Origin of the sequence: Enterococcus sp. DIV1067f, from assembly GCF_050543505.1 — a bacterium.
In the GTDB taxonomy this organism is placed as follows: domain Bacteria; phylum Bacillota; class Bacilli; order Lactobacillales; family Enterococcaceae; genus Enterococcus_D; species Enterococcus_D entomosocium.
Genome location: NZ_CP172940.1, coordinates 3,037,199 through 3,056,339 on the forward strand (window position 1 = coordinate 3,037,199; position 19,141 = coordinate 3,056,339).

Consider the following 19,141-nt stretch of genomic DNA (forward strand, 5'->3'; position numbering starts at 1 on the left):
TCATCCCCCAATCATTCTCTGGTTGTTAGAAAGTTCATAAATTCGTCTACTTCTGGACTTCCTATTTTTGTTTTATCATTCTCGACTACCAATCTAAGCAATTCTTTAACTGCGGCAGTATATCTATTGATCATCGTGTTATATGTCTTGACTGAAGCCGATTCTTTGTAAAATTCTTGACTGCCATTCTTGAAAAGTTCAATGGACCCATTTTTATTGATGTCTTCTTCGAGTTCTGACAAAGTAACATTCATAAATGAAACTCGCTCAATCAAACCTTTGACTACTTCAGCGCTACTACTGGGTACTCCGTCCATCAATGTTGTAAGTCTTTCTTTCTCAGCCGCTATTCGTGCTTCTTTTGTTTTCTTTTTCAATGTTTGCCCCCCTCCCGTGTATGGTCCTGTGTGTTTTTCGGAGTTCCATCCCCGATTCCTAACCGATTTATTTTTTATAAAAATAACGGGGGGATAAATCAATCCCACACCGTTAATCATTTAATTTATTTTTTAATTTCAAATTTATTATTTGGCATGCCATTCAGTCTAATGATTTCATCTAAGTAATCACTCACTGATCGTTTAACATCATGGAAATAAGAACCCACCACTGAGGCGTAGCCCCATCCTCCTTTGTAGTATTCTCGTTTAACATTATCCAATATGTTTTTGTTCTTAATGCCCAATACATCTACAAGTTGTTTCATTGAGCTGTTATGCGATTTGATTAACTGATCATTTAATTGAAACAGTCTAGTAGTTTCTGTTCCCAATAAAGCAGTTACTTCAGCGAATCCTTTGTTGTCAAATAGTTCTTTTGCTTCAGACAATAGCGCTGCTTCTTTTCGGTTTGTTTCATTTTTCAACTGATTGATATAATTCAGATAGATACTATTGGTAATCTCCCCGCGCTCTTGGTACGCCTCGGCAATCACCTTCTCAAGATCCTCAATATCCTTATTTGCTTCTTTGTTAGCCTTGAATGTTTCTAGACTATACTTACCTTTTGCTGAAGCTTTCTTGTCTCTCTTTTCAACCAGACTATCTAGCTCTTTCTCCAACTCATTGATATTGATATCGATCTCTTTTAATTCTTTTACCTCTGGTGTGGTTACTGTGTACTCTACTGTCATTCTTGATTCGCTCCTTTGATTTTTTCTTTGAGTTTACTTACTACTGTTTTCTTAGGTTCTTTGATCTGTGTTACTCGTTCTTTCTTATATTGAGCCAACAAATCTCTGCGGCGCTCGATGGCAATTTCATTTGTACTGTCTTCCTCGATCAGCTTATTTAATTCGACTAACGATAGCTTTTTAATAGCATCTGGGTTTTCTTCCAACTCTTGCTTCATTTGTTGTTCTTCAAGGTATTTCTTCCATTCTCTATAGCTAAAGAAATCATCTTCTGTTTTCATTTGCCAACTCCTCTACTTTCTTACGAGTATCAGGATCTAACCCATTTGTGTTCTTTGTTACCAAGGTGAGCATTGCTTTGCGTTTAAACTCAGCGGTACAAATGCCTTTAAGCAAAACCAACTTCTTCTTATCAGCTAACACTCCATCCCGATCCTCATTTAGAGCATTCTCCACTTGTTCAGGACTTAGCCCTGTGACTTCACACAAATGCTTCTGTTTGATTTTGCGTGTCTTCATAATCTCTACAATAGTCATTTACACTTTCCTTTCTGCTTAATCAGTCAAACCATATATCAATAAACTTTATATACTCGTCTCGAGGTTCCATTTTCTTTAATCGAAGGTACATCTTCAGCTGATTCCCCTGTGTAGAGTCCTGTTTGAATCTTTTCGCTTTGGATCTATCTTGCGTGAAGACATAAGAATCTGGATCCGCACGCTTTCCCTCGATAATTTGATAATCTTTCAAATAAATAGTTCCTACGCCTAGAATGTATTCCTCTAGTTCGTCAGCATCAATCTCGATAAACTCTTTTCTCAATCGGTTGATAATAGTCTGTAATTTCGCCTCTGACTTGCTCCTGATTTTTCGATATTCAAGAACAGATATTCCTCTTCGGTCAGCCAATACCTTATCTGTTATAGGTATATAAGTTCGATAACCGTTATGCATATAACTAAAGTTGGCACCTTGTTCAGTTTCGTAATACTTCTCAGAAAGAATTAAAACATCTTCTTTTGGCAGCTCTTTTAAAGCAGTAAATAGCAAACGAGCATATCCTGCTGTATTTCCCTCTTTCAAATGATTTCTATTTACCACAAAGGCCTTCCATTGAGTGAGTATCCATTTTGGGCGAATGTCATAATCATAAACCACTATCCAAACACCTCCGCCATTAGTGCAATATTCGAAAATAAATCGTCTGTTAGCTCAACTTTTTCTTGCGGCACTTCCCATTCATATCTGAACGCCATAGCTGTTTCTATCTCGTATATTTCATCGAGTGCTTTCTGTTTCAACGATGGGCTTTCAACCCCTTTTAAAAGGCTCTCACGTTCAGCTACAGGCAATTCATCTAAGAAGTGCATAAAATGCTTGTGCCTAAACTTCCACCGCTCTATCCGCTTGTCAATGAGCATACACGCTTCTACGTTATCTGCTACTAAATAATCAATCTTGGGAGCTTTTGCATGGATAGCAATTTCATCATAGGCAATTCCTGTGCATAGGCTTTGGCAATAAAGCTCTTGCCTGATTAATCGTTTTTCTTCTTCCAGCTTTCTGATATAAGCCTCTATGTTCAAATAGCGGTTTAAATTGTATTCACTATCCATGCTTCCCTCCTAAAAAACAGTATTCTATTATGTTGCGGTTTTGATCGTTGGTCTAGCTTGGGATTGTCATCATCTAGGACGGCTTTTTCAGCAACCGCAGTATACAGTTTTCAAAGGACAACTAATAATAAAAAACGGACACGAGACGTCTGCCATATTACTGGCTTTTTTCGTCTCATATCCGTTGGTTCTTCCTAATCAGATATTATTATTAAGTTGTCTTTATTATACCATATTTGAGCGATAAAACCTTTATAAAACGTTGATATATCAGCTTTTAAAACACTTTTTTCACTCTAATTTATTTGTTGTTTTCGTCTCATATCTGACTACTTGACCATCTTTTACGATCAGGATGATTTCCCCATATTTAGGTAACTCGACACCCACTTTTTTTGTTTGTTTATCAATATATACTTTATCCATACTCATTGTTCATTCTCCTTATTTTGCAATTTTTAATGATTCTTGCCAGTTATTTAGATCTGCTTGTTCGATATTCGTGATTGTTTGTTCCATACTCTTAAATTGGTTCCTGAACGCTTTAAGGCCAATAGTCCGTTCAGCTTCGTTGGTAGCGATAAACATGCCTCCTTCGTATCCTCTGACAGAAACAATAGGCACTCCTTTTGCTCGCAGCATTTGAATAACTGCTTTTACGTCTCGTTCGTCCAGATCAATAATAGAGCATATATCTGGTACTTTGATTTTCCTTTCAAACCCCCTTGGGATTAATTCAAGTACCGATTGTTCAATAATCGTAAGTTCTTCCATTACATGCCTCCACTCATTTTTTTAATTTTCCTCAAACATTGGATAGTCATTTGGATAGAGATTATGACTTTTGAAATCCAAATCGTTTCTTGTAGCCAGCTTGATAATATAACCAGTTTTTTTAAACGGTGAATGTGGGTTAGTGCAATGGGCTACCCTATGTCCATCTTTTTTTCCATGAAAATGCCATTTAAAACAATATGGACACCAAACTGCATATTGTGATCCTTTTTCATAAGCTAGTAAAATTGGATACGTTCTTTCCCTCTTGTTAGTTCTCATAAAGTTCACTCCATTCGTTTCTTTATTGAATAATAATTTTTCTGAGTTACTTGTCTGGACATTGTCTTAATATTGTCTGGACAATGTACTATACACCCCTTTCTAAAGTATCATTCCTGCTATTACCCCCATTTCCTCGGTGCCAGAAAAGAATCTATTAATATTTCCATCACCATAGTTTTCCTCTTCAAAATATCGATCGATTAATTCTCTCCAATCCCATGTTTCTAAATAATCCATATATCTGATCATTACTTCTATCTTCGTAAGTTGTTTATAACTTATTCTGGGATGGAACTTCTGTAGAGTATCGCGATATTTTTCAGAATATCCAACAATTACATTAATGACTTGTTCGGCTTGTTCATCTTTAAAGTTCAAGCCTTTAATTATAGATTTATAATCATGAATGAAATAAGTAGTCGTGGGCTCTTTTTTCTCGGAAAAAGAGTTATCCTTGTGGCCGTCAAGGTTATTGTTTTTTTCAGTATTATTAATCTCAGTATCATTAGGGTTAAAACTTTCAACTTCTTGAAGTTCAAAATTTGAACCTCCGTATTTAATACGACATACAAATATTTTGTTCGGTTTATTTAGCCCTTGTCTCTCCTCGATGATAAGTTTGAATTCAGCCAATTCTTTAAAGGCCTTCACTGCAGTAGGCTTTGATATATTAAGAATTTCCATGATATTTTCTCTTGTAAATAGCAGAAATATTTGACCGAATTCATCAACCCAATTGTTTTTTCTGGATAACTCTTTTCGATCTAGCAACATTGAATAGATGACTTTAGCATTCAGTGATAATTCTTTATAAGATTCGTTAACAAAAAGCTCTTTGGGCAATTGATAGAATCGGTGTGAGTTTTCTTCCGCTACTGTATAGACATTTTCATACTTCATTTGCGCCCTCCTTGTGTGGATAGAGCGCATCAGAGACAGCTTGTATTTGCCCTCGGATACTTTCTAAGGCCTCACCTATTTCGTCAAGCACTCCAGTTCCCAATTGTTTGTTTAAAGAAAATGTATCTTCAGTTACTCGTGAATATTCGATATTCTCGATAAGACGCTCGATGATTTTTAAATCATTTACTCTTGCTGCAAGGTTCTTAGAACTGGCCAGTAACTTCTTTTCATTCATTGTTAGATCCTCCTTGTTCCAAGTTGATCGCGTAACCCTCCGCATCAGCCGCATGTCTTCCTGATAGCTCTAAAATAGATACTAGCAATGCATTTGCCATGTTTAAATCTTCTGGGGTAATAGATTCTCGCATCGAAAATTGATTGTCAAAAAAAGCTTTCAACCCCTTCAAAGCATAGTCAACATTAAATGCATCAGTAGCTAAATTTTCAATTCCTAAAATATTTTCCATATTTAGTGCGCTCCATTCTCTAATTGTGATATACTAGAGAAAAGAATATAGGTATAGTACCTACGTATAGCCATTTGCTGAATTCCGCCAAGAATTTTTGACAGCAAAGGCTTTTTTTTCTTTTCTCCAATTATTCATTAAACCTCTCATTCTTATGACCATAATTCTTCCATTAAATGGAAAAACGCCAATTCGTTCATTAATTGAACGACCCTATTTGTGCATCTGATGCACTTCTTTCAATTTGCGTTTCACCAGGTAGGTATCAATTTGATTTATTGCCTCAAGCATCCCATTCAATTCCTAACAACATAGCCAACAAATCAATTTCACGATATAAAATATCTTGATACTCATTCAGGGTTAGGTTTCCCTCTATTTCTGCGGTTGCAAGTTCGTTCAAACTTTTCACAACAGAGGTAACCGTTGGCTCTTCAGGTACCAATCCTTGACACTCCATTTGTTCGTGCAAGGAATTATAAACATCAGTTAAATTTTGCCCTTCGATATTTGCCAACTCTTTTGCTGCTTCTTTTGAAATAACCTCGCTTAAAAATTTCTCGATTGCTTGATTTTGTGTAATTTCCATTGTTATTCCTCCTATATCAAACCATTTGCGACTGATCATTTGACTAAGTATCATTGCGACTTCCTGCGCCCCACGCTAGGATTATTTTTTGTGTTTCTCAAGAAATGCATCTGCATCTCGTTGATCAATTTTTTCATAGCCATCTATTAAAATAACCTTTAGACCCGCTTTAAGAATAAAATTGTATTTTAATGTGTTGTAACTCGTGTTCATATAACTAGCTGCTTGTTTGAAATTCATAAATCTAGGAAACATTAGTTTCTTTCTGTATTCCTCTATGAATAACAATGCTTGTTTTTCCCCTTCTTCTGCTGCTGTTTTGCGTATAACCTCACGTAAAGAAGGTGATAGATCTAATTCATCAATACTTAACTTCGCCATGTAAATCACCCCCTAGTGAGCCGTTGCTGGCATTTTAAGCGTTGTTTGATAAATTACCCCACCATTAGCAAGAATCGCCTTTATCTGCTCATAATCCATTCCTAACCCGATCAAAGTGGTGATTTGTTGCTCTCTTTTATTAACTGCCTCGTGCTCTTCAATAGTCAAAAAATCTAAAATATTGTTGCCTTTCTCAACTCCTCGAGCTTTGCGGATTTGAGTAGCATTAAATCCAATTGCTGACTTATAGCACAGATTAGTGAAATGCTTATAGAAATGTGGTGAAAACCCTGCATCACGGATTGCATCCGTCATAGACAAACGGATTTGCTTTCCTACTGTTCTCTTTTCCTTCCAAACGATTTGACCATCCATAAAAGCAGTGAGGATTTTCCGTGCCCACGCTCTGAATTCACGAGCTTTTGGTTTATTAGAGAGAAAGGCAATTTCCATAATGCCGTCTTTTGTGAAGACGATTGTTTCCTGAGTTCCTCCAGCTGATCCAAGTACCCCCAATTTGTGGGTACCTGAGAATTCCTTTTCTCTCAAATATGAATTTCTTGAGATTATATTTTCAATCCCAGACTTGCTCTTGTATCCTAAGGCATTTGCTAGTTGCTGAATGGTCATAAATGGATTTCTATCTTTATCCATCCACAAATCGCACTGAATACCTTGAAATAACTCCTCTTGTGCTAAAACTAAATCCTGCATCGCTTAACCCTCCCTTATAAATTTTCATGAAGTACCGACCGCATCTTTGCATTTCTTTGCGTTTTAATTAAAAAAAATCTCGTCAATTGTTATAATAGGGAAAATTTCTTTCAACATCTGTTGAAATTTAATTTTTTCATCGTCTGAAAAAGCGATTGTCCCCTTCTCTTTTAAAAACCAACTTTGCTTAGAAATACCAAACTCTTTAGCAATAGAGGCTTGAGTATAACCTAGCATTCAACGATATCCAGCGATTCTGTTTTTCATAGGCTCCTCCTTTTCTTTGCATTTCTTAGTGCAAAATAAAAATATCATACTATCAAGAAAAAATCAAACATTTCTTTGCATTTCTTTCCAAAAAATTCTATACTAAGTTAAAGTATTTTTTAAGAAAGGAGGCAAAAGAATGAAAGTAAACCCCCAAGAAGTAGGTCAAAGAATTAAATCTATAAGACAAAATCAAGGATTAAGCATGAGTGAGTTCGCTGCAAAAATTGATTCAAAAGCGAGAAGTGGAACTGTTAGCAATTGGGAGACGGGCAAGAATTTACCTAACAATACTAGATTAAAAAAAATAGCTTCGATAGGTGGCGTAACAATCAATTTTTTATTATATGGAGACTCAGATAAAACTTTTTCAGATGTTGATGTGCAGTACGAGCCACTAAAGCAATTATTATATTTTTTTGGTTTGACAAAAGATGCTCCTCAGAAGTCAATTGATAATAAAATCACACAATTTTTATCTGGTTTTTTTGACAGTGAGGAAGGCGAACACGTTGACAGCCCTCAAATTGTATACGTACCATCTAAAAAAACTTTGAGTAGTACACAGGATGATCCTTCTGGTTCTTCTGTCCACAGAATTGCTATTAATACTAACGATGCTTACAAGTCTATATTAATCACTAATGAAGATTCAAATCTCTTAGAAAAATATCGCAAACTTCCAGAAGATAAAAAGAAGCAGCTCAATGATTTTCTAGATTTTCTATCTAATCAGGAGTGATCCTACATACCAGCGCCCCACGCTAGGTACTGGGAGGAAAAATATAATGGCAACAAAGCCAAATCCAATTAAAAAGTATACAAAAAAAGACGGTTCAACCGCCTACATGTTCAAAAAATATTTAGGAATTGATCCCGTTACTGGGAAACAAAGAGAAACAACAAGGCGAGGCTTCACATCACTAAAGGAAGCCAAGCTAGCCTATGCTAGGTTAGACATCGATGTGGCTGAGAATGGAATTAAACAACGCTCATCAAATCGAGCATACAAGGAAGTATTCGAGGATTGGTTTAATCTGGTGTATAAAACAAAAGTCAAAGAGAGCACCTATTGGAACACGAGGATCATCTTTGACAAGCATATTCTGCCTGCATTAGGATCTTACAACATTAAAGCGATCACTGTAACAGCTTGCCAAAAACAGGCAAATGCTTGGTGCAAAGATAATCCGAATCGCTACGATCGCTATATCAACTATGCAGGAATGATTTTTAAGTATGCTGAATCAATAGGAGAAATCCCATCTAACCCTATGCAAAAAATAATTCTCCCTACTCCTGCAGAAAGTATAGAAGGTGATGAATCAGACGTGATTAACTTTTGCAATCGTCAAGAACTGCTATCGTTGCTAAAGGAACTCAAGGAAAATTATCCTTTTAAACGTTTTGTATTCTTCTCACTCCTTGCTTATACAGGGTTACGTAAAGGCGAGGCATTGTCTCTAACATGGCGAGATATCGACTTCAATCATCAGACACTCACAGTTAGCAAAACGCTTGCTGTTGGCAAAAATGGAACTGCCTTAATCCAAAAACCCAAGACAAAAGCAGGGGTTAGAACGATTAGTATAGACTCCTATACTGCTGGCCTCTTGAAAGAATGGCGTAAAAAGCAGAAAGAACACATTAATATGCTGGCGTTGATTCCAACTGTTGAACAGCTAGTATTTGCAAAAGACGAGGATAACGGCTTGATGAATCCAAGAACACCACAAACATGGCTCGATACCCTTTATCGTAAAAACAAATCACTGCAACAGATAACGCCGCACGGATTCCGTCATACTCATGCATCGCTATTATTTGAAGCAGGTGCAAGTATGAAGCAAGTGCAAGCACGTCTGGGGCATAGCAATATAAAAACAACTATGAATGTTTACACTCATGTCACTAAAGAAGGCAAAGAAGAAACTGCAGATATTTTTGGTGAGTTTATGAGGAATGGGAAAAGTCTGGGTCAATCTCTGGGTCAAAATAAAAACCCCGCTCAATAAAGGCGGGGTAAACGTTGGCATAACAACGTTAGTTAGATTATTTGTTTAAAGCGTCTTTTGCTTGGTCAGCTAATGCAGTAAATGCTGTTGCATCGTTTACAGCCAAGTCAGCTAACATTTTGCGGTTGATGTCGATTTCAGCTAATTTCAAGCCGTGCATCAATTTTGAGTAGCTTAAACCATTCATACGAGCCGCTGCGTTGATACGAGCGATCCACAATTTGCGGAAGTCGCGTTTCTTTTGACGACGATCGCGGTATGCGTAGTTGTATGAATTCATTACTTGTTCTTTTGCTGTTTTAAATAGAGTGTGTTTAGAACCGTAGTAACCTTTTGCTAATTTAAGCACTTTTTTACGACGTTTACGAGTTACTGTTCCACCTTTAACACGTGCCATGTATAATTCCTCCTAATATGAAAATCGATAATTGTTTGTATACGTGAAGCTTGGGTTACGCAATTATTTCATGCGTGCTAGTTGTTGACGGATACGTTTGTAATCGCCAGCTGAAACCATTGAAGCTTTACGCAATTGACGACGTTGTTTTTTTGTTTTGCCGTGGAAACGGTGACTGGTAAAGGCACGGAAGCGTTTCAATCCGCCGCCGCCAGTGCGTTTTACGCGTTTTGCTAATCCGCGGTGTGTTTTTTGTTTTGGCATAACTAATTTCCTCCTCAAAATCTTTCGTTATCTGACTTTAAACTGAAACTCAGTTAGTCATTATTTATCGTTTTTTGGTGCTAATACTAAGAACATACTGCGGCCATCCATTTTTGGCTTTTGCTCAACAGTTGCCAAATCAGCAGTTTCTTCCGCCAAACGATCTAACACTTTCTGACCAATTTCTTTATGGGTAATGGCACGGCCTTTGAAACGGATCGAAGCTTTCACTTTGTCCCCTTTTTCAAGGAATTTACGTGCATTACGCAATTTTGTGTTGAAATCATTGACGTCGATCGTTGGACTTAAACGAACCTCTTTAATGTTGATTACTTTTTGTTTCTTACGAGCTTCACGGTCTTTTTTCTGTTGCTCAAAGCGGAATTTCCCGTAATCCATAATTCTTGCTACTGGCGGCTTAGCATTTGGTGCCACCAATACCACATCAAGGTTTGCTCGTTCTGCAATTTGCAATGCTTCAGCTTTACTCTTTACACCAAGTTGTTCGCCGTTTTGATCAATCAAACGCAATTCACGTGCACGAATGCCGTCGTTTACCATCATATCCTTTGCTATGGTCATTCACCTCCGAGTTTTTTGAGAGAAAGAAAAGCTTGTCGATTCGAAATCAGACAATAAAAAAACGAGTTCTTCACGAACCCGCACGTACTCCACACAAATAAATGGTAGGAATCCTATTCTGCCCAGCGATATCTTCACTCAGGCGAGAAGCGGGTGCTTCTGCTTTTATTTCTCAACTTTTATAGTATACTGCTTTTTCCTCTTATTGTCAACAGTTTTCATGATTGTTTCAAAAAAAAGCCGGAGCATACGCTCCGACTTTCGTGTTTCTTATTCTGCTTTCAACGCAGCCATCGTGATGTAGTTGTATGGTTGATTGAAGTGAGGCAAGAAGAAGATATCTAATAGCTTCATCTTGTCGATCGTTACGCCTTCTTCGATCGCTAGTGAGAACATGTGGATGCCCATTGCGATTTCAGATGTTCGTGATGCCATTTGTGCACCAACGATGCGGCGTGATTCTTCTTCATAGACGATGCGGATTTTAACCGTCGCATTTTCTTTCATGAAGCCTGGTTTTTGGGTATCTTCGTAATCAGAGTATTTCACTTTCATGCCATTACGTTCGGCAGCTTCGACTGACAAGCCAGTTGAAACCATGTTGTAGCCGAAGATCGAAATCCCGTTTGATCCTTGAACACCTGTTGATTCTAAAGAAGTTCCGCCGATATTATGGGCAGCGACGATCCCTGAACGTACGGCATTCGTTGCTAATGCGATATAAGTGGTTTGTTGCAAAGCATTTGAGTACACCGTTGCACAGTCACCGACTGCGTAAACATCTGCATCGCTTGTCCGTTGATGGCGGTCCACTAAGTACGCGCCGTTAGCAAACAATTCCAAATGATCTTTGCCTAGCTCATTGTTTGGTAAGAAACCGATCGCATTGATCACTAGATCAACTGGGTATTCGCCGTTGTCTGTTACAACTGCTTCTACTTTCTCTGTTCCTTTGTATTCACGTGCTAATTCACCGAAATGCAATTCAATACCATTGTCAGCTAAGTTTTTGTCCATATCTTCTGTGAACCATTTGTCGTAGTAGTTTGGCAATGCCCGTGTCGCTGCATCAAAAAGCAACACATTTTTACCACGGCGTTTTGCTGCTTCAGCAATTTCAACACCGATGTAACCAGCACCGATAACGGCAACGTTTTTCACGTCTTCTGAGGCTAACTCTTTATCAACCGTTTGTCCATCTTGGAATTTTTTCAAGAAATGGATGTTTTTCAAATCACGTCCAGGTACTTTTGGTGAAATTGGCACAGAACCAGTTGCGATGACAACTTTGTCATAAGATTCAACGATCGTTTCACCGTCATTGGTTACAGCGTGCACTTCTTTTTTCTCAAAATCGATATGGTCAACCACTGTTTCCATATGAATTTTTGCACCTTTTGCTTCAAAATCTTCACGTTTTGTATAGAACAAGCCTTCGTATGAATCGATTTGACGTCCAACCCATAAAGCAGTCCCACAACCTAGGTAGCTTAAGTTTGTATTACGGTCGATCATTACGACCTCTTGGTCTTTGTAGTTATCTAATAGTGTATTGGCAGCAGCAATCCCCGCGTGGTTTGCACCGATAATAACTGTTTTTGTCATGGAAAATTTCCTCCTTTTGTTTACATTGTCATTATAGCTCGCTTGTGAATTTGAAAACTATCAACTTTTTCGCGATTTTAAAAATTTGTGACAGTTTTTCGTTGATATACGTCACTTTCAGCGGATTAAGTTTCTATATCAAAATTATTTTCGTCTTGCAAGTAAAAAGATTGTGAAAAAATATGTATTAAAAATCAAAGGTTTTCCTTGTTATAAAAGCATTCTGCAAACCGATTGAATAAATTTCACAATACCCCACCGCTTTTTCGTAACTATCGCGGCATCGATTCGCCGTGTTATACTGAGAGAAAAACATACAGGATGGGATCTTGATGAAGAAAAAAATCGTATTGCCACTACCGCCCTTATTGTCGGCATTAGAGCCACAGGATTTTTATTTAGAAGAAGAACTGCTTTTCGAAGGTGGGTTGTTCGAAGACGGTGATTATAGCTATGATACTTGCAAAAACCTTATCTTGAAGCAATGTCATTTCAAGAAAGTGACGATGCAAAAAACACGCTTGAGTCAATGGGAATGTCAAAATGTCCTCTTTGAGAACTGCGATTTTTCTAATCTGGAATGTTTTGGTGCCAGCTTTCATCGCGTTCACTTTAAACAGTGTAAATTGACTGGTACGAATTTTGCGGAAAGCTATTTCCGTGACTGTACCTTTGAAGATTGCGTGGCAAACTTTGCTTCTTTTAGCAATACCAATTTACGGACGATGCTGTTTCGTCAGTGCCAACTAAACGACAGTGAGTTTTATGAGATGGATTGGAAACACTTGACGCTACAAGAAAACCAGTTGAACAATAGCAACTGGTTTCACACAAAATTAGCAACTTTAGATTTTCGGACCAATCAATTTCAAAAGATCGCGTTGTCCTTTGAACACTTGCGAGGACTAACAGTCGATCAAGAACAAGCCTTGGTCATCGCCGCCGGTCTAGGTTTGGTGATCGACTAACGAATTCTGCGCCATAAAGCAATCAACATCCAGACGGATAACACTAAACTGATCAACAAGGCAATACCCCAACCGAAAATACTATTGGTAAAAGGCAGCGGAACATTCATGCCAAAGAAACTGGTGACGATGGAAGGCACAGTCAATAAGAGGGACCAAACGGTCAAAAACTTCATGGTATCATTCAAGTTATTGTTTAAAAGATTATTGTAGGTACCAGATAATTGTTCCAAAATTTGGAATGCCAGTTGGGTCATTTCCACTGCCTGTTTGGCTTCGATCAAGGCATCATCCAGTTGTTCCCGCTCATCATCATCCATCAAACGATAAATGGATAATGCTTTGATTTGCTCCAAGAGGACCGCATTTTGTTTCGTGGCAGACACTAAAAAAACCAGTCCAACTTCCAAATCAGACATTTGCAGTAAGTTTTTATTGGTTGTTTTTTCCCGTAGTCGCTGATTCAAGCGAATCCGCTCACTATTGACTTCTTCGACTAACGGAAAAAACGTGCCAGAAATCAAGAACAAGCTTTGAAACAAAAAATGAATGGGCGTTTGCAGCGGGTTTTGCAGGATCAAGCGCTCCATCATTGGAATCACATAACGGGTATTGTGGGATGCAAAAGTAAAGAGTTGCTTCCTTTTTAAAATAAACGTCATCGGGCTGGTCTCAAAATGATTTTCACGCTTTTCTTGCTGAGGTACATTGAAAACCAGCAGCAATGCTTCCTCTTCGGCATCATATTCGACCCGCGCGCGTTCGTTTTTATCTAAAGAGTACGTAAGCATCTCGTCAGACAAATGATATTGTTTTTGCAGTGCCATCACGCTTTTTGCGTCTTGTTGGTCGACTTGAATCCATTCATAGTTTCCGTCATAAAAGACATGTTTGTTTTCCACAATCCATCCTCCACTCTTGCTTTCTTCTATTATAAAAGAAAACAGCCAGAAGCCCAATCAAAGGACTTTCCTGGCTGTATCGGCTATTACTTATTTACGGGCGTCTTTCAAGGCCTCTTCCACCATCGTTAAAACGGCCTGTGCCGCTTGCGGGTCTTCGACAAAATTGAATTGATCGCCATCGATCTGGATCTTTGGACTCTCATTGTACTCTTCGTACCATTGATCGTAGCGTTTGTTCAACTCTTTGTAATAGTCGTATAACGAAGGATCAAAGGTCAACTGCTCATATTCCCGCCCACGTTTTTCAATACGCTTGAGCATCGTTTCAAAAGAAACGCGAATATGCACCAAAAGATCTGGATGCTTTTTGTGAGCTGCATACGGCAGCTCTTCTAACATATTGGCTAACAATTCATCATAGACTTTGACCTCGGTATCGGTCGCTCGCCCAAGGTCCGCATTTAAATGGAACAACAGTGAATCCTCATAAATGGAACGGTCCAGGACGTTATTGTCGTCTTTCATGGCTTGCTTGATACTTTCAAATCGTTTATTTAAGAAATAGATTTGCAGTAAAAACGCATATTTATTTGGATCTGCATAAAATAATGGTAATACTTCATTGTCATCGATCGATTCATAAAAGGCTTGACTGCCAAAATGATTGGCGATCAATGCGGTCAAACTTGATTTACCGGCACCAATCGTTCCTGCTAATACGATCACGCTCATATCCCCCAACTCACTCATCACTAAATATTGTATGTTGCATTTGCGATATCAACTATACAACACTATATCTTGTGCCGTCAACTGAAACTTTTGAAGCACAGATCAAGAATTTTTTCAATAAAAGTTTAAAGATTTTTGCTTTTTTTTGAAATCTCATACGGAATGCTTAACGAAAGAGCCTTCTTCTAGTAAAATAGGAAAGGATCTTTAATTAAATTGTGTTTTTGTCAGGAGATAGTTACAATTGACTGACAAACGATAAATGAATCATGTGGGGTAAGCTCCCTAGAGAAATGAGGAAAATAATGTCAATTGGTACTGGCATAGCTACAGGAAAAATCATCTTAATGGGTGAACATTCAGTTGTTTACGGTGAACCAGCAATTGCTTTCCCTTTTGCGGGAGCAAAAGTACAAGTCGAGATCACAGCAAATGAAACAAACACCTTGATTTCAAGTTACTATCACGGTCTGCTTGAAGAAGTCCCCAACCACTTAAAAAATGTCAAAGACTTGCTGCATCGTCTGCAACAAGACTTCCACACGGGTCCTTTTGCAACCTCCATCGTCAGCACTATCCCTTCTGAACGGGGAATGGGTTCTAGCGCGGCGGTCGCTGTTGCACTGACTCGCGCTTTTTTTGATTGGATCAAAAAAGACTTTACAAAAGAAGAATTGATGACCTATGTCAACTTTTCTGAAAAAATCGCTCATGGCAATCCTAGCGGGATCGATGCTGCGGCAGCCAGTGGGACAGATGCCATTTACTTTATCAAAGGGCATCCCATCACTTCGTTTCCCCTCACGATCGACGGTTATTTGCTCGTCGCTGATACTGGAATCAAAGGGCAAACGAGAGAAGCAGTCAAAAGTGTCGCCCATCTTTTTGAAACCAGCAAGCAGCTGGCTAGTCAAGCAATCCAGCGTTTAGGGATCGAAACCAAAAAAGCTAAAGAGGCCATCATAGCCAATCAATTAGAAGTATTAGGTGAAAGCATGAACAACGCCCATCAGGCCCTGCAGCAGCTAGGGGTCAGCAATCAGCAACTGGATCAGTTGGTTTCCTTAGCGTTGGCACACGGTGCTTACGGGGCAAAGCTGACCGGCGGGGGCCGGGGCGGCTGTATGATCGCACTAACCAAAACGAAGGAACAGGCTGAGAACATCAGCCGTATTTTATTGTCCAATGGCGCTCGTGCGGCATGGATACAAGGATTAGGAGTTTATGAACATGTATAAGGGAAAGGCTCGCGCCTACACGAATATCGCATTGATCAAGTATTGGGGAAAACAAGATGAAACTTTCATTTTACCGATGAACAATAGTTTGTCCCTGACCCTCGATGCTTTTTACACAGAAACAACGGTGGCTTTTTCACCCGATTTTACGCAAGATCGCTTTACATTGGATGGCGTGGTTCAAACAGACGCTGCCACAAAAAAAGTTGCGGACTTTTTGGATCTGGTACGAAAAAAAGCGGACTGCCCGTGGTATGCCACGGTGGAAAGTCAAAATTTTGTTCCAACCGCTGCCGGACTTGCCTCTTCTGCCAGTGGATTAGCGGCATTGGCGGGTGCCTGTAGTGAAGCACTGGACTTAAACTTGTCGGAGCAAGAGTTATCCCGTTTGGCCCGTCGCGGTTCTGGTTCGGCGTGTCGGAGTATCTACGGCGGCTTTGCTGAATGGCATCAAGGCACCGATGAGACTTCTTTTGCCACGCAAGTGCCGTCGAATGGCTGGGAAGAAGAATTGAGTATGATCTTTATTTTGATCAACGCACAAGCCAAAGAAGTTTCCAGTCGTGAGGGGATGCGTCGAACCGTTGAAACCTCGAGTTTTTATCCGGGTTGGCTTACTGCCACCGCAACTGATCTCGTGAAAATGAAACAAGCGATTGCCGAGAAAGACTTTACTGCTTTAGGTGAAACGACCGAGGCCAACGCCTTGAAAATGCATGGAACGACCTTAGCCGCCGAACCACCTTTTACTTATTGGTCTTCTGAATCTTTACGAGCCATGGAATGTGTCCGAATGCTGCGAAAAAAAGGATTGGCTTGCTATTTCACGATGGATGCTGGTCCCAATGTCAAAGTTTTATGCCAAAAACAAGAAGAACAAACGATTTTACGTGAATTAAGTGCTCACTTTGCCTCAGAACAATTAGTAACTGCTCACGCGGGTAAAGGATTAGCCTTTTTACCGGTGGAAGAATCTTCTGCCATCAACTAAGAAGCCATTAAGAAGCCATCGATTAGGAGTGTCGAAATGATTGAACTATCCGTTCCCGGAAAACTATTTATTGCTGGTGAATACGCCGTTGTCGAACCTGGTCATCCTGCAATCATCGTTGCCGTTGACCAATTTATTACAGTCAATGTGGAAGAGGCCCGTAAAAACGGCAGCATCCAGTCTGCCCAATACAGCGACCTGCCGATTCGCTGGACGCGTCGCAAAGGCGAATTAGTCTTAGACCATCGGGATAATCCTTTCCACTATATTTTGGCAGCCATTCGTCTGACGGAAAAATATGCCCAAGAAAAAGGCATCCCCCTTTCCTTTTACGATTTAAAAGTGACCAGTGAACTGGATAACTCGAATGGTCGCAAATATGGCCTCGGTTCCAGCGGTGCCGTGACTGTTGCCACGGTCAAAGCATTGAATCTGTACTATCAAATGGAAATGGATCGGTTGACCCAATTCAAAATTGCGGCTCTTGCCCATCTCGCTGTTCAAGGCAATGGGTCGTGCGGTGATATTGCGGCCTCTTGTTATGGCGGCTGGATCGCTTTTTCAACCTTCGATCACGACTGGGTCTTAGCCAAACAAAAGGACCATACCTTAACAGAATTGATCGCTTTCGATTGGCCAGGATTATCGATCCGTCCCTTGACGGTTCCGAAATCGCTTCGACTATTGATTGGTTGGACAGGCTCTCCTGCCTCCACCTCTGATTTAGTGGATCAAGTCTATCAATCCAAAGAAGAAAAAGAAAACGCCTATGCTGCCTTTTTAGCAGCCAGCAAAGACTGCGTCAATCGATTGATCGACGGCTTCTTAAATGAAGACAGTCGCACGATCAAAAAAATGATCACGGAAAATCGAAAGCTCCTGCGGGAGTTGTCCGCACTAACTGGTGTACCGATTGAAACCCCCGCACTTAAAAAGCTTTGTGATCTAGCAGAAAATTATTGTGGTGCAGCCAAATCTTCCGGTGCCGGCGGTGGCGATTGCGGCATCGTGATCGTTGACCAGAAAACCGGTATTTTACCATTGATGAGTGCGTGGGAAAAAGCCGAGATCACCCCCTTGCCGCTGCATGTTTACCATTACCGGGAGGACCTATCATGAATCGAAAAGATGAACATGTTTCCTTAGCAAAAGCGTTCCATAAAGAACACAGCAACGATTTTGATGCAGTTCGCTTGGTCCACCAGTCCTTTCCGCAAATTGACGTGGCTGATGTGGCAATTACGACGACTGTCTTTGACCGCTCATTTTCCAGCCCTTTTTTCATCAATGCCATGACAGGCGGCAGTGAAAAAACCTTAAAAATCAATCAAGAGTTAGCAGAGATCGCGCAAGCCTGTGATTTGATGATGGCAACCGGCTCCGTTTCGGCTGCCTTAAAAGACCCAAGTGTCGCCGATTCTTTCCGCATCGTCCGCAAAGCCAATCCTGACGGCTTCTTATTAGCCAATATTGGTGCGGGCAGTCCCATTGAAAATGCACAACGGGCAGTAGAACTGTTTGGCGCCGACGCCTTGCAGATCCATCTTAATGCACCACAAGAATTAGTGATGCCCGAAGGCGATCGTCAATTTAGCCAATGGCTGTCCTTATTGGAAAAAACGATTGCTTCCGTTGCCGTTCCTGTTGTCGTCAAAGAAGTCGGCTTTGGGATGTCCCGTGAAACGATTCAGCAGTTACTGGCGATCGGCGTACAAACGATTGATGTTGCTGGCAGCGGCGGCACAAGTTTTACTCAAATCGAAAATGCTCGTCGAAAAAAACGTGAATTGGCGTATTTAGACACCTTTGGTCAATCCACCGTGATTTCCTTGCTGGAAGCAAATGAGATCCAACAGCCCTTTACCCGCATCGCTTCAGGCGGCGTTCGGGATGCTTACGATATCTTCAAAGCACTTTGCCTTGGTGCGGATAGTGTAGGACTATCCGCCACGATCCTCGTGCTGCTTTTGTCAAAAGGCAAAGAAGAAACCATCGTCACCTTACAATCATGGAAGGAACAGCTGCAGATGCTCTACACAATGGCAGGACAGACAAGCACTAAAGACCTCACCAAGGTTCAGCTGATTTTTTCTGGCGCTGTCAAAGAGTGGTGTGAAGCACGTCAAATTCCCTTAGCAAAGTATAGTTTGCGTTGAGAGATCCAATCGCTGACTACCACATCAAATAAGTAAAAGCAGTACAATTCGTTTTTTATTGTGCTGCTTTTTTTGTGTTCTTTTTTCTATAATAGTGAGTTTCCATTTATCATTTGGATAGTAGCGTTATTTAATCGCTACTTGATAATCACTTTCATT

Annotated in this window: 29 protein-coding genes and 1 other annotated feature; of the genes, 7 read left to right on the forward strand and 22 right to left on the reverse strand. The window is 39.9% G+C overall.

Going from position 1 to position 19,141, the window contains the following annotated elements:
- Nucleotides 1-11 precede the first annotated feature (11 nt).
- The 16 genes from IGJ42_RS13965 to IGJ42_RS14040 all read right to left on the reverse strand — a co-directional run bounded on the left by IGJ42_RS13965 (nt 12) and on the right by IGJ42_RS14040 (nt 7,099).
- On the reverse strand, nt 12-377 hold the full coding sequence (locus tag IGJ42_RS13965; RefSeq protein ID WP_430615762.1) for a hypothetical protein: 366 nt from the start codon (nt 375-377) through the stop codon (nt 12-14).
- Nucleotides 378-502: 125 nt separating this feature from the next.
- On the reverse strand, nt 503-1,132 hold the full coding sequence (locus IGJ42_RS13970) for a hypothetical protein (protein WP_430615763.1): 630 nt from the start codon (nt 1,130-1,132) through the stop codon (nt 503-505).
- The gene (locus tag IGJ42_RS13975) at nt 1,129-1,413 is read right to left on the reverse strand and encodes a hypothetical protein (protein WP_430615764.1); all 285 of its coding nucleotides are present in this window, start codon (nt 1,411-1,413) and stop codon (nt 1,129-1,131) included. Before IGJ42_RS13975 ends, IGJ42_RS13970 begins: the two co-directional genes overlap by 4 nt.
- Complete coding sequence (locus tag IGJ42_RS13980; protein WP_142971708.1) at nt 1,397-1,669, reverse strand: hypothetical protein; 273 nt, start codon at nt 1,667-1,669, stop codon at nt 1,397-1,399. The genes IGJ42_RS13975 and IGJ42_RS13980 overlap by 17 nt, the downstream gene beginning before the upstream one ends.
- Nucleotides 1,670-1,691: 22 nt before the next feature.
- A complete protein-coding gene (locus tag IGJ42_RS13985; RefSeq protein ID WP_311811497.1) occupies nt 1,692-2,291 on the reverse strand; it encodes a hypothetical protein in 600 nt (199 codons plus the stop codon).
- Entirely contained in the window at nt 2,291-2,749 is a 459-nt protein-coding gene (locus IGJ42_RS13990; protein ID WP_430615765.1) for a hypothetical protein, read from the reverse strand. Before IGJ42_RS13990 ends, IGJ42_RS13985 begins: the two co-directional genes overlap by 1 nt.
- 291 nt (nt 2,750-3,040) lie before the next feature.
- The gene (locus IGJ42_RS13995; RefSeq protein ID WP_086269381.1) at nt 3,041-3,181 is read right to left on the reverse strand and encodes a hypothetical protein; all 141 of its coding nucleotides are present in this window, start codon (nt 3,179-3,181) and stop codon (nt 3,041-3,043) included.
- A gap of 12 nt (nt 3,182-3,193) precedes the next feature.
- On the reverse strand, nt 3,194-3,523 hold the full coding sequence (locus IGJ42_RS14000; RefSeq protein ID WP_428214840.1) for a hypothetical protein: 330 nt from the start codon (nt 3,521-3,523) through the stop codon (nt 3,194-3,196).
- 21 nt (nt 3,524-3,544) lie between these two features.
- Nucleotides 3,545-3,805 (reverse strand): hypothetical protein, encoded by a 261-nt coding sequence (locus tag IGJ42_RS14005; RefSeq protein ID WP_266166606.1) that lies wholly within the window; start codon nt 3,803-3,805, stop codon nt 3,545-3,547.
- A gap of 102 nt (nt 3,806-3,907) precedes the next feature.
- Nucleotides 3,908-4,708, reverse strand: a complete 801-nt coding sequence (locus IGJ42_RS14010) for a replication initiator protein A (RefSeq protein WP_430615766.1) — start codon at nt 4,706-4,708, stop codon at nt 3,908-3,910.
- Nucleotides 4,698-4,946: a hypothetical protein gene (locus tag IGJ42_RS14015; protein WP_231473440.1), complete on the reverse strand. Its 249-nt coding sequence runs from the start codon at nt 4,944-4,946 to the stop codon at nt 4,698-4,700. The genes IGJ42_RS14010 and IGJ42_RS14015 overlap by 11 nt, the downstream gene beginning before the upstream one ends.
- Nucleotides 4,939-5,178, reverse strand: a complete 240-nt coding sequence (locus IGJ42_RS14020) for a hypothetical protein (protein ID WP_428254627.1) — start codon at nt 5,176-5,178, stop codon at nt 4,939-4,941. Before IGJ42_RS14020 ends, IGJ42_RS14015 begins: the two co-directional genes overlap by 8 nt.
- A 283-nt stretch (nt 5,179-5,461) precedes the next feature.
- Nucleotides 5,462-5,767: a hypothetical protein gene (locus IGJ42_RS14025; protein WP_428254625.1), complete on the reverse strand. Its 306-nt coding sequence runs from the start codon at nt 5,765-5,767 to the stop codon at nt 5,462-5,464.
- A gap of 81 nt (nt 5,768-5,848) precedes the next feature.
- Nucleotides 5,849-6,148, reverse strand: a complete 300-nt coding sequence (locus tag IGJ42_RS14030) for a hypothetical protein (protein ID WP_005233858.1) — start codon at nt 6,146-6,148, stop codon at nt 5,849-5,851.
- Nucleotides 6,149-6,160: 12 nt separating this feature from the next.
- Nucleotides 6,161-6,862: a BRO-N domain-containing protein gene (locus IGJ42_RS14035; protein WP_428254623.1), complete on the reverse strand. Its 702-nt coding sequence runs from the start codon at nt 6,860-6,862 to the stop codon at nt 6,161-6,163.
- A gap of 63 nt (nt 6,863-6,925) precedes the next feature.
- Entirely contained in the window at nt 6,926-7,099 is a 174-nt protein-coding gene (locus IGJ42_RS14040) for a hypothetical protein (RefSeq protein ID WP_430615767.1), read from the reverse strand.
- Between the two features lie 169 nt (nt 7,100-7,268).
- Here IGJ42_RS14040 and IGJ42_RS14045 point away from each other — a divergent pair, with 169 nt between their 5' ends.
- Nucleotides 7,269-7,871 carry a helix-turn-helix domain-containing protein gene (locus IGJ42_RS14045; RefSeq protein WP_428254619.1) on the forward strand — a complete coding sequence of 201 codons (603 nt, stop codon included), beginning with the start codon at nt 7,269-7,271 and terminating at the stop codon, nt 7,869-7,871.
- A 46-nt stretch (nt 7,872-7,917) separates the two neighbouring features.
- A complete protein-coding gene (locus IGJ42_RS14050; protein ID WP_428254617.1) occupies nt 7,918-9,144 on the forward strand; it encodes a site-specific integrase in 1,227 nt (408 codons plus the stop codon).
- A gap of 37 nt (nt 9,145-9,181) precedes the next feature.
- Here the strand turns inward: IGJ42_RS14050 and rplT are convergent, their stop codons facing one another.
- From rplT to nox, 4 genes are all read right to left on the reverse strand, one after another.
- Nucleotides 9,182-9,541 (reverse strand): 50S ribosomal protein L20, encoded by a 360-nt coding sequence (rplT, locus tag IGJ42_RS14055; protein ID WP_003128653.1) that lies wholly within the window; start codon nt 9,539-9,541, stop codon nt 9,182-9,184.
- 63 nt (nt 9,542-9,604) lie between these two features.
- On the reverse strand, nt 9,605-9,805 hold the full coding sequence (gene rpmI, locus IGJ42_RS14060; protein ID WP_003128650.1) for a 50S ribosomal protein L35: 201 nt from the start codon (nt 9,803-9,805) through the stop codon (nt 9,605-9,607).
- A gap of 60 nt (nt 9,806-9,865) precedes the next feature.
- Nucleotides 9,866-10,387, reverse strand: coding sequence for a translation initiation factor IF-3 (gene infC / locus IGJ42_RS14065; protein ID WP_005228103.1), 522 nt, complete (start codon nt 10,385-10,387; stop codon nt 9,866-9,868).
- Nucleotides 10,388-10,434: 47 nt separating this feature from the next.
- Nucleotides 10,435-10,558 (reverse strand) — a sequence feature (ribosomal protein L20 leader region).
- Between the two features lie 99 nt (nt 10,559-10,657).
- Nucleotides 10,658-11,992 (reverse strand): H2O-forming NADH oxidase, encoded by a 1,335-nt coding sequence (gene nox / locus IGJ42_RS14070; protein ID WP_061053308.1) that lies wholly within the window; start codon nt 11,990-11,992, stop codon nt 10,658-10,660.
- A gap of 332 nt (nt 11,993-12,324) precedes the next feature.
- Between nox and IGJ42_RS14075 the strand changes: the two genes are divergently transcribed.
- Nucleotides 12,325-12,960: a pentapeptide repeat-containing protein gene (locus IGJ42_RS14075; RefSeq protein ID WP_429946801.1), complete on the forward strand. Its 636-nt coding sequence runs from the start codon at nt 12,325-12,327 to the stop codon at nt 12,958-12,960.
- Here the strand turns inward: IGJ42_RS14075 and IGJ42_RS14080 are convergent.
- Both IGJ42_RS14080 and IGJ42_RS14085 read right to left on the reverse strand, forming a co-directional pair.
- A complete protein-coding gene (locus tag IGJ42_RS14080; RefSeq protein WP_008379505.1) occupies nt 12,957-13,862 on the reverse strand; it encodes a magnesium transporter CorA family protein in 906 nt (301 codons plus the stop codon). The genes IGJ42_RS14075 and IGJ42_RS14080 overlap by 4 nt on opposite strands.
- A 90-nt stretch (nt 13,863-13,952) precedes the next feature.
- Nucleotides 13,953-14,597, reverse strand: a complete 645-nt coding sequence (locus IGJ42_RS14085) for a deoxynucleoside kinase (protein ID WP_429946803.1) — start codon at nt 14,595-14,597, stop codon at nt 13,953-13,955.
- 305 nt (nt 14,598-14,902) lie between these two features.
- Here IGJ42_RS14085 and mvk point away from each other — a divergent pair, with 305 nt between their 5' ends.
- The 4 genes from mvk to fni are packed head-to-tail and all read left to right on the forward strand — an operon-like array spanning nt 14,903 to nt 18,982.
- The gene (gene mvk / locus IGJ42_RS14090; protein ID WP_176374300.1) at nt 14,903-15,835 is read left to right on the forward strand and encodes a mevalonate kinase; all 933 of its coding nucleotides are present in this window, start codon (nt 14,903-14,905) and stop codon (nt 15,833-15,835) included.
- Nucleotides 15,828-16,826: a diphosphomevalonate decarboxylase gene (gene mvaD / locus IGJ42_RS14095; protein WP_087664590.1), complete on the forward strand. Its 999-nt coding sequence runs from the start codon at nt 15,828-15,830 to the stop codon at nt 16,824-16,826. The genes mvk and mvaD overlap by 8 nt, the downstream gene beginning before the upstream one ends.
- Nucleotides 16,827-16,862: 36 nt before the next feature.
- A complete protein-coding gene (locus tag IGJ42_RS14100; protein ID WP_005233792.1) occupies nt 16,863-17,945 on the forward strand; it encodes a phosphomevalonate kinase in 1,083 nt (360 codons plus the stop codon).
- Nucleotides 17,942-18,982 (forward strand): type 2 isopentenyl-diphosphate Delta-isomerase, encoded by a 1,041-nt coding sequence (fni, locus tag IGJ42_RS14105; protein WP_430615768.1) that lies wholly within the window; start codon nt 17,942-17,944, stop codon nt 18,980-18,982. Before IGJ42_RS14100 ends, fni begins: the two co-directional genes overlap by 4 nt.
- Nucleotides 18,983-19,141 lie beyond the last annotated feature (159 nt).

Bases quoted from the DNA above. Each gene is read 5' to 3' on its own strand.
- IGJ42_RS14005 (WP_266166606.1), bottom strand. From the start codon at position 3,805: ATGAGAACTAACAAGAGGGAAAGAACGTATCCAATTTTACTAGCTTAT.
- rplT (WP_003128653.1), bottom strand. From the start codon at position 9,541: ATGGCACGTGTTAAAGGTGGAACAGTAACTCGTAAACGTCGTAAAAAA.
- IGJ42_RS14050 (WP_428254617.1), top strand. From the start codon at position 7,918: ATGGCAACAAAGCCAAATCCAATTAAAAAGTATACAAAAAAAGACGGT.
- IGJ42_RS14025 (WP_428254625.1), bottom strand. From the start codon at position 5,767: ATGGAAATTACACAAAATCAAGCAATCGAGAAATTTTTAAGCGAGGTT.
- IGJ42_RS14000 (WP_428214840.1), bottom strand. From the start codon at position 3,523: ATGGAAGAACTTACGATTATTGAACAATCGGTACTTGAATTAATCCCA.
- IGJ42_RS14100 (WP_005233792.1), top strand. From the start codon at position 16,863: ATGATTGAACTATCCGTTCCCGGAAAACTATTTATTGCTGGTGAATAC.
- IGJ42_RS13995 (WP_086269381.1), bottom strand. From the start codon at position 3,181: ATGAGTATGGATAAAGTATATATTGATAAACAAACAAAAAAAGTGGGT.
- IGJ42_RS14030 (WP_005233858.1), bottom strand. From the start codon at position 6,148: ATGGCGAAGTTAAGTATTGATGAATTAGATCTATCACCTTCTTTACGT.
- IGJ42_RS13975 (WP_430615764.1), bottom strand. From the start codon at position 1,413: ATGAAAACAGAAGATGATTTCTTTAGCTATAGAGAATGGAAGAAATAC.
- fni (WP_430615768.1), top strand. From the start codon at position 17,942: ATGAATCGAAAAGATGAACATGTTTCCTTAGCAAAAGCGTTCCATAAA.
- IGJ42_RS14045 (WP_428254619.1), top strand. From the start codon at position 7,269: ATGAAAGTAAACCCCCAAGAAGTAGGTCAAAGAATTAAATCTATAAGA.
- IGJ42_RS13990 (WP_430615765.1), bottom strand. From the start codon at position 2,749: ATGGATAGTGAATACAATTTAAACCGCTATTTGAACATAGAGGCTTAT.
- mvaD (WP_087664590.1), top strand. From the start codon at position 15,828: ATGTATAAGGGAAAGGCTCGCGCCTACACGAATATCGCATTGATCAAG.
- IGJ42_RS14020 (WP_428254627.1), bottom strand. From the start codon at position 5,178: ATGGAAAATATTTTAGGAATTGAAAATTTAGCTACTGATGCATTTAAT.
- IGJ42_RS14085 (WP_429946803.1), bottom strand. From the start codon at position 14,597: ATGAGCGTGATCGTATTAGCAGGAACGATTGGTGCCGGTAAATCAAGT.
- IGJ42_RS14035 (WP_428254623.1), bottom strand. From the start codon at position 6,862: ATGCAGGATTTAGTTTTAGCACAAGAGGAGTTATTTCAAGGTATTCAG.
- rpmI (WP_003128650.1), bottom strand. From the start codon at position 9,805: ATGCCAAAACAAAAAACACACCGCGGATTAGCAAAACGCGTAAAACGC.
- nox (WP_061053308.1), bottom strand. From the start codon at position 11,992: ATGACAAAAACAGTTATTATCGGTGCAAACCACGCGGGGATTGCTGCT.
- IGJ42_RS14075 (WP_429946801.1), top strand. From the start codon at position 12,325: ATGAAGAAAAAAATCGTATTGCCACTACCGCCCTTATTGTCGGCATTA.
- IGJ42_RS14015 (WP_231473440.1), bottom strand. From the start codon at position 4,946: ATGAATGAAAAGAAGTTACTGGCCAGTTCTAAGAACCTTGCAGCAAGA.
- IGJ42_RS14010 (WP_430615766.1), bottom strand. From the start codon at position 4,708: ATGAAGTATGAAAATGTCTATACAGTAGCGGAAGAAAACTCACACCGA.
- infC (WP_005228103.1), bottom strand. From the start codon at position 10,387: ATGACCATAGCAAAGGATATGATGGTAAACGACGGCATTCGTGCACGT.
- IGJ42_RS13980 (WP_142971708.1), bottom strand. From the start codon at position 1,669: ATGACTATTGTAGAGATTATGAAGACACGCAAAATCAAACAGAAGCAT.
- IGJ42_RS13970 (WP_430615763.1), bottom strand. From the start codon at position 1,132: ATGACAGTAGAGTACACAGTAACCACACCAGAGGTAAAAGAATTAAAA.
- IGJ42_RS14040 (WP_430615767.1), bottom strand. From the start codon at position 7,099: ATGCTAGGTTATACTCAAGCCTCTATTGCTAAAGAGTTTGGTATTTCT.
- mvk (WP_176374300.1), top strand. From the start codon at position 14,903: ATGTCAATTGGTACTGGCATAGCTACAGGAAAAATCATCTTAATGGGT.